This is a genomic window from Albidovulum sp. (assembly GCF_049646345.1).
Taxonomy (GTDB): Bacteria; Pseudomonadota; Alphaproteobacteria; order Rhodobacterales; family Rhodobacteraceae; genus Albidovulum.
Window position 1 is genome coordinate 1 of sequence record NZ_JBARVQ010000739.1, and the last position, 6,377, is coordinate 6,377.

At 60.8% G+C, this 6,377-nt stretch carries 6 protein-coding genes; 5 read left to right on the forward strand and 1 reads right to left on the reverse strand.

Features of this window, described 5'->3' with window-relative positions; genetic code table 11:
• The 5 genes from WBB85_RS19380 to WBB85_RS19400 all read left to right on the forward strand — a co-directional run.
• Positions 1-253: ABC transporter permease subunit (locus WBB85_RS19380; protein ID WP_432640230.1), on the forward strand; the 253-nt coding region annotated here is incomplete at its 5' end.
• Positions 250-1,125: an ABC transporter permease gene (locus WBB85_RS19385; RefSeq protein WP_432640231.1), complete on the forward strand. Its 876-nt coding sequence runs from the start codon at positions 250-252 to the stop codon at positions 1,123-1,125. The genes WBB85_RS19380 and WBB85_RS19385, both read left to right, overlap by 4 nt.
• On the forward strand, positions 1,122-2,903 hold the full coding sequence (locus WBB85_RS19390) for an ABC transporter ATP-binding protein (RefSeq protein ID WP_432640232.1): 1,782 nt from the start codon (positions 1,122-1,124) through the stop codon (positions 2,901-2,903). The genes WBB85_RS19385 and WBB85_RS19390 overlap by 4 nt, the downstream gene beginning before the upstream one ends.
• Before the next feature lie 104 nt (positions 2,904-3,007).
• A complete protein-coding gene (locus WBB85_RS19395) occupies positions 3,008-4,408 on the forward strand; it encodes a selenium-binding protein SBP56-related protein (RefSeq protein ID WP_432640233.1) in 1,401 nt (466 codons plus the stop codon).
• Between the two features lie 81 nt (positions 4,409-4,489).
• Positions 4,490-5,068, forward strand: coding sequence for a hypothetical protein (locus WBB85_RS19400; protein ID WP_432640235.1), 579 nt, complete (start codon positions 4,490-4,492; stop codon positions 5,066-5,068).
• A gap of 16 nt (positions 5,069-5,084) precedes the next feature.
• Here the strand turns inward: WBB85_RS19400 and WBB85_RS19405 are convergent, their stop codons facing one another.
• Positions 5,085-6,281, reverse strand: a complete 1,197-nt coding sequence (locus WBB85_RS19405) for a serine hydrolase domain-containing protein (protein ID WP_432640234.1) — start codon at positions 6,279-6,281, stop codon at positions 5,085-5,087.
• Positions 6,282-6,377: the final 96 nt, after the last annotated feature.

Sequence of the window (6,377 nt, forward strand, 5' to 3'; positions counted from 1 at the left end):
GCCCAATGCCCTGTCGCCGATCTTGACTGTGATCGCCCTGAACCTCAGCTATATGGTCTCGGGTGTGATCATCGTCGAAACCGTATTTGGCGTCCCGGGCCTGACCCGTCTGCTGGTAGATGGCGTCACACTGCGGGACATCCCGCTGATCCAGGCCTGCGCCATGATCTTCGGCGCCGTCTATATCCTTCTGAACCTGCTGGCTGATGTCCTGTCCATCATGGCCAATCCGCGCCTGAGGTACCCTAAATGAGCGACGCAACGGAATTGCCCACACCGCGCGCTTCGGTCTTTGCTGGCCTGCGCCTGACCTGGACCGCCACCATCGCCGGCCTTGTCCTGCTGTTTTGGCTGATCCTTGCCCTGTTCGGGCCATGGATCGCCCCCCATGGCGAGGCCGAGATTATCTCGGGCACAACCTTTGCACCAATTGGCGAAGGCGGACTGTTGGGAACAGACAAACTCGGGCGCGACGTCTTCTCGCGCCTGATCTATGGGGTGCGCACCACGCTTCTGCTTGCGCTGATAACGACAGTGATCTCCTTTGCCTTCGGCGTGACACTGGGTTTTGCCGCCGCGATCCTTAAGGGCTGGTTCGACATCGTCGTCAGTCGCATAGTCGAGGCCTTCATGGCCTTCCCCTCAACCTTGCTGGCCCTCGTGGTGATCGGCGCATTCGGGACCTCGATCACGGTTCTGGTGCTCACGGTCGGATTGGTGCTTTCGACCAGCGTCTTCCGGGTGTCGCGGGCACTTGGCTATGACATCGGCGTGATGGATTTTGTCGAGGCGGCCCGCGCCCGCGGCGAAGGCACCTGGTGGATCCTGACACGCGAGATCCTGCCAAACTCCATGGCCCCACTGATCGCCGAGTTCGGCCTGCGCTTCACGTTTTCCATCCTGTTCCTGTCGGGTCTGTCCTTTCTTGGCCTCGGCGTTCAGGAACCCGCCGCTGACTGGGGGTTGATGGTGCAGGAAAACGTCGGCGGGCTGTTCCTAGGCTCCTCCGCTGCGCTGATCCCAGCCGCCTGCATAGCCTCGCTGACCGTGGCCATGAATCTGCTTGTCGACTGGTTCCAGCAGCGCCAGCAAGGCGAAACCGTTCTGGAGAAGATCGACCAATGAGCGATATCTTGACAATCAAGAACCTGCGCGTCGAGGGGCGGCCGCCCGGGGGCGCCTACGTCCCGATCGTCAAGGGTGTGTCGCTGAACGTGGCCAAGGGTGAAGTTCTGGCTTTGATCGGCGAAAGCGGGTCAGGTAAATCCACGATCTCGCTGGCGTCGATGGGCTTTGCCCGTCCCGGCTGCCGCATCGCGGGGGGCGAGGTCTGGCTGAACGGGCGCGACATCATGAAACTGTCGCCGCATGAGCGCCATGCTCTGCGCGGTGACGAAGTGTCCTACGTCGCGCAATCGGCGGCGGCCAGCTTCAACCCGGCGCTGCGCATCGGTAAGCAGGTGATCGAGTCGCCGCTCTGGCATGGCGCCGGTGACGCTGCCACCCTGACCGCCACCGCCGTCGACCTTTACCGCAAGCTGGATTTGCCAAACCCCGAAACCGTCGGCGACAAGTTCCCGCACCAGGTCTCGGGCGGGCAGTTGCAGCGCCTTATGGCAGCCATGGCCATGTCCTGCGGCCCGGACCTGCTGATTCTTGATGAGCCTACCACCGCGCTGGACGTGACCACACAGATCGAGGTGCTGAAAGCCTTCAAGGACATCATCCGCGATCAGGGTACGGCGGCGATCTATGTGACCCATGACCTGGCGGTCGTGGCACAGGTGGCGGACCGGATCCTTGTGCTGAAGAACGGTGAAATGGTCGAGGAAGGGCCAACCGCCCAAGTCTTGCACTATCCGCAACATGAATACACCCGCACGCTGATGGATGCCGTCCGGCCCGCGCCGCATCTGGTCGACCACGTTGATGCAAGTGCCGCGAAAGCGCCTGTAATCTCTGCGCGAAACATCACGGCAGGCTACGGGGCGGTGACCATCCTGTCGGATGTATCAGTTGATGTCCCTGCGGCATCGGTTGTGGGGGTGATTGGTGAAAGCGGCTGCGGGAAAAGCACGCTGGCGCGAGTCGTCGCCGGCCTGACGCCGCTGCGCGAGGGAGAAATCAAGCTCGATGGGAAGGTTGCCGCTCCCAGCGTGAAGGATCGTCCCCGCGATGCGCTCAAGGATTGCCAGATCGTGTTCCAGATGGCCGATACCGCGCTGAACCCGCGCCAGCGGATTGGTGATATCCTGGGCCGCCCGCTGGAGTTCTATCAGGGCCTCAAGGGGCGCGCACGGGCCGACAAGGTCGGCGATCTGCTGGAACTGGTCGACCTGCCGCGTAGCTTTGCTTCGCGTTTCCCGGGCGAATTGTCGGGAGGGCAGAAGCAGCGGGTCAACCTTGCCCGCGCGTTGGCCGCCGACCCCAAGGTGATACTATGCGACGAGGTCACCTCGGCGCTGGATACCGTGGTCGCGGCAGGGGTAATTGAGCTTCTGAAGTCGCTCAAGGACAAACTGGGCGTCGCATATATGTTCATCAGCCATGACCTTTCAACCGTTGCCTCCTTCGCGGATGAGGTGGTGGTGCTCTACGCCGGGCGTGTGGTCGAAAAGGGACCGTCGAAAGCCGTCTTCAGCCCGCCGTTCCATCCTTATACCAAACTGCTTCTCTCCTCGGTCCCCGAGATGCGGCAAGGCTGGCTGGAAAGCGTGGCCGACACCGGAGAGGCCAAAGCCGCCAGCGCCGGCAGTGTCGTCATCGGTGCTAAAGGTTGTCCCTTTGCCAATCGCTGTACCCATGCAATAGTCGGGACATGCGATATCGTGACACCTCCTGTTCGATCCCTGCCAGGCGGCTTGGAAATTGCCTGCCATTTGCCGATCGAAGACATGCCCTAGTTGTGCATCGGACTCGGGAGAACGGTACCGTCGTCCAAAGCTATTAAGAAACAAACGAATTGTAGGAAGACCAATCATCAAGAAAACTGACAGGAGGAACGACAATGAATCTTAGGCCTGACCCGACATTCCACGCCACGCCCAAACTGGCGATGGAGGCCCCGGCAGAAAAGCTGGCCTTTACGCTGATGCTCAGCCCCGATGGCAGCCAGCCTGACGGGCTTGCGATTGTCGACGTAGATCCAAAGTCGAAAACCTACAGCCAGATCGTTCATCAGGTGATCATGCCCAACAAAGGCGACGAATTTCACCACTTCGGCTGGAACGCCTGTTCCTCCTCGCTCTCGCCGCTTTCGGGGCACGCTTTCCTTGAGCGGCGCTACTTAATCATTCCAGGCATCCGGTCGTCACGGATCTACATCATCGACGTCAAGGAACCGCTTCAGGCCAAGATCCACAAGATCATCGAACCGGAAGAGGTCTTTGCAAAAACCGGCTATTCGCGCCCCCATACCATCCATTGCGGCCCCGAAGGCATCTATGTGTCGACCCTTGGCGGCGGCGGCGCCGACGGCACGGAGGGCCCTCCGGGGATCTTCATTCTGGATTGCGAAACCTTTGACATTCTTGGCCGCTACGAAATGGACCGGGGCGAACAAGACAAGCATTACGATTTCTGGTGGAACCTTCCGCGCGACTACATGGTCAGTTCCGAATGGGGCCTGCCACCGCAATTCGAAAACGGTATCGTGCCCGAGGATCTGCTGTCGAACAAATACGGTCACAAGATCCATTTCTGGAAGCTGCGTGACCGCAAGAATGTGCAGACGATCGACCTTGGCGCCAACCACCAGATGGCGCTGGAAATCCGGCCCGCGCACGATCCTGCCAAGGATTACGGGTTTTGCGGCGTGGTGGTGGACACAACCAACCTGCAAGGCGCAATCTTTACCTGGTGGCAGCAGGACGACGGCACCTTTGCCGCGAAGAAGACCATTACCATCGACCCGGTCCCGGCGGACGCCAACGACCTGCCCGATCTGCTCAAGGGCTTTGGTGCCTGCCCGCCGCTGGTTACGGATATCGACCTTTCGCTGGATGACAAATACCTTTATGTGGCCTGCTGGGGTCTGGGCGAGATGCATCAATACGATGTATCGGACCCGATGAACCCGGTCCTTGCCGGCAAGGTCGAGATCGGTGGCATCGTCAAGAAAACGCCGCACCCCAATGGCAAGGCCTTTGCCTATGGCCCGCAGATGGTCGAGATCAGCCGCGACGGCAAGCGCGTCTACTGGACCAATTCGCTTTATTCCACATGGGACGACCAGTTCTATCCCGGCGATGCAGGCGGGCAGATGGTCATGGCCAATGTGGGCGAAAACGGCGGGCTGACGCTGGACAAGGATTTCTGGGTCGAGTTTCCCGAAGGCTACCGCAGCCACCAGATCCGGCTTGAGGGCGGAGACTGCTCCACCGACAGCTTCTGCTACCCTTCTGTCTGAGGCGTGGAACCTGTGACTTCGACGGCGGCCCTGTGGTGGGCCGTCGTTTTCTCTGGTTTCTATCACGGGCTGAACCCCGGCATGGGCTGGCCTCTGGCGGTCTCTGCCGCGCTGATGGAACGCAAACCCGGCCGCCTCTGGCGCGCGCTGGCCGCCTTGGCAGGTGGTCACCTGCTGTCGATGATGGCGATCCTGCTGCCCTTCAGCGCGCTTTTGTGGCTGGTTGATTACCAGCGCCAAATCCAGATTTTTGCGGCCCTCTTGGTGATCGCTCTCGGGGTTTACCTGACCATCAACCGCCGCCACCCACGTTTTTTGGCCCGCATCCGGCCAAGCCAACTGGCGCTCTGGTCCTTCCTTGCGGCCCTTGCTCATGGCGCGGGGCTGATGCTGGTGCCAATCTACCTTGGTATCTGCAGGAGTGTTGAAACCGACGCTGGTCATGCCGCCGCAAGTGTGTTGATGACCTCGAACGCCGCGGTTGCCCTTGGCGTGGCGCTGCTGCATAGCCTTGCCATGATGACGGCGGGCGGTGCGTTGGCCTTTGGCGTCTACCGTTGGCTGGGCCTCAAATTCCTGTCCAAAAGCTGGTTTAACCTCGATCGGGCCTGGGCGATCAGCCTGATCCTTGTGGGCGTCATCTCGCTGGCCTTGGCTTAGGACCGTTCGCGAAGGCTCAAACCAGCGCCTGGTAGCTCAGCACCCGAAGCTGCCGGCGCAAGGTATAGGCGCTGGAGGGGATGAGCTGGGTCATCAGGATCACGGTCATGTCCTCGACCGGGTCCACCCAGAACGCGGTTGACGCCATGCCGCCCCATGCAAACTCACCCGGCGATCCGACAATTTTTGCCCGCGCCGGATCTAGCATGATCGACACGCCAAGGCCAAAGCCTGTCCCCTCAAAAGTGGTTTCGCTGAAATGACTCTGCCCACGGCTGGCCAAATCACCACCCATGTGGTTCGACACCATCAGATCGAAGGTTTTGCGGCCAACCATCGCGCCCCCGTCAAAGGCGCCGCGCCGCAACAGCATCGTCGTGAAACGCTGGTAGTCCGCCATCGTCGAAACCAACCCACCCCCACCGCTCTCAAGCGTCACCGGCGCAATGCAACGATCTTGGTTCGCCGTTGGAGAAAAGCCCGAGGAGCTGTGGTCATAAAGCGTGGCCAAACGGTTGGCCTTGTGGTCGGGAACAGAAAACCCTGTATCAACCATGCCAAGTGGGTCAAAGACCCGTGTCTTCAGGAAGGCGCCAAGCGTTTGCCCGCTGATGACTTCGATCAGTCGGCCCAGAACATCGGTCGAAAGACCGTAGAACCAGCGGTCGCCAGGATGAAACGCCAGCGGAAATCCGGCCAGCGCATCGACAGCTTCCGCCATGGTGACAAAGCTGCGGTTGAAATCGAACCCGGCTGCCGACAGGGCCTGTTCCAGCGCATTCCCCTGCGGGTCGCCATAGACTAAGCCTGCCTGATGGGTCAGCAGGTCATGGATGGTCACCTGGCGTCGCGCCGGCTCGGTCGCGTCCAGCGCATGGTCCGGCCCCTTCCAGACCCGGGGCGCGCCGAAGGCCGGCAGGAAATCGGCAACGGGCTGATCCAACTGGAACGCCCCTTCCTCATACAGCATCAGCAGGGCGAGCGAGGTGACCGGTTTGGTCATCGAATAGATTCGCCAGATCGTATCGGGGGAGACCGGCTGACGCGTAGCCGAGTTGGCGTACCCCGCGCGTTCGGAAAACGCGACCTCCCCCCGTCTTGCGATCTGGACGGCCAGACCGCTCAGCCGCCCCTCACGGACATGGGCCTCCATCCACTTCGAGATGCGCCGCAGGCGCTGCGCGTCAAAACCAAGGTTGCAGTCGTTGGGCAAGGCGGCTCCTCCGGTGGATTCTGGCGCCATCCTGCGCCTGTTCGATCAAGGCTTTCAAGCGACCTATAATCACCCTATAACCAAACAATATTTATG

Bases quoted from the DNA above. Each gene is read 5' to 3' on its own strand.
- WBB85_RS19395 (WP_432640233.1), top strand. From the start codon at position 3,008: ATGAATCTTAGGCCTGACCCGACATTCCACGCCACGCCCAAACTGGCG.
- WBB85_RS19385 (WP_432640231.1), top strand. From the start codon at position 250: ATGAGCGACGCAACGGAATTGCCCACACCGCGCGCTTCGGTCTTTGCT.
- WBB85_RS19400 (WP_432640235.1), top strand. From the start codon at position 4,490: ATGGGCTGGCCTCTGGCGGTCTCTGCCGCGCTGATGGAACGCAAACCC.
- WBB85_RS19390 (WP_432640232.1), top strand. From the start codon at position 1,122: ATGAGCGATATCTTGACAATCAAGAACCTGCGCGTCGAGGGGCGGCCG.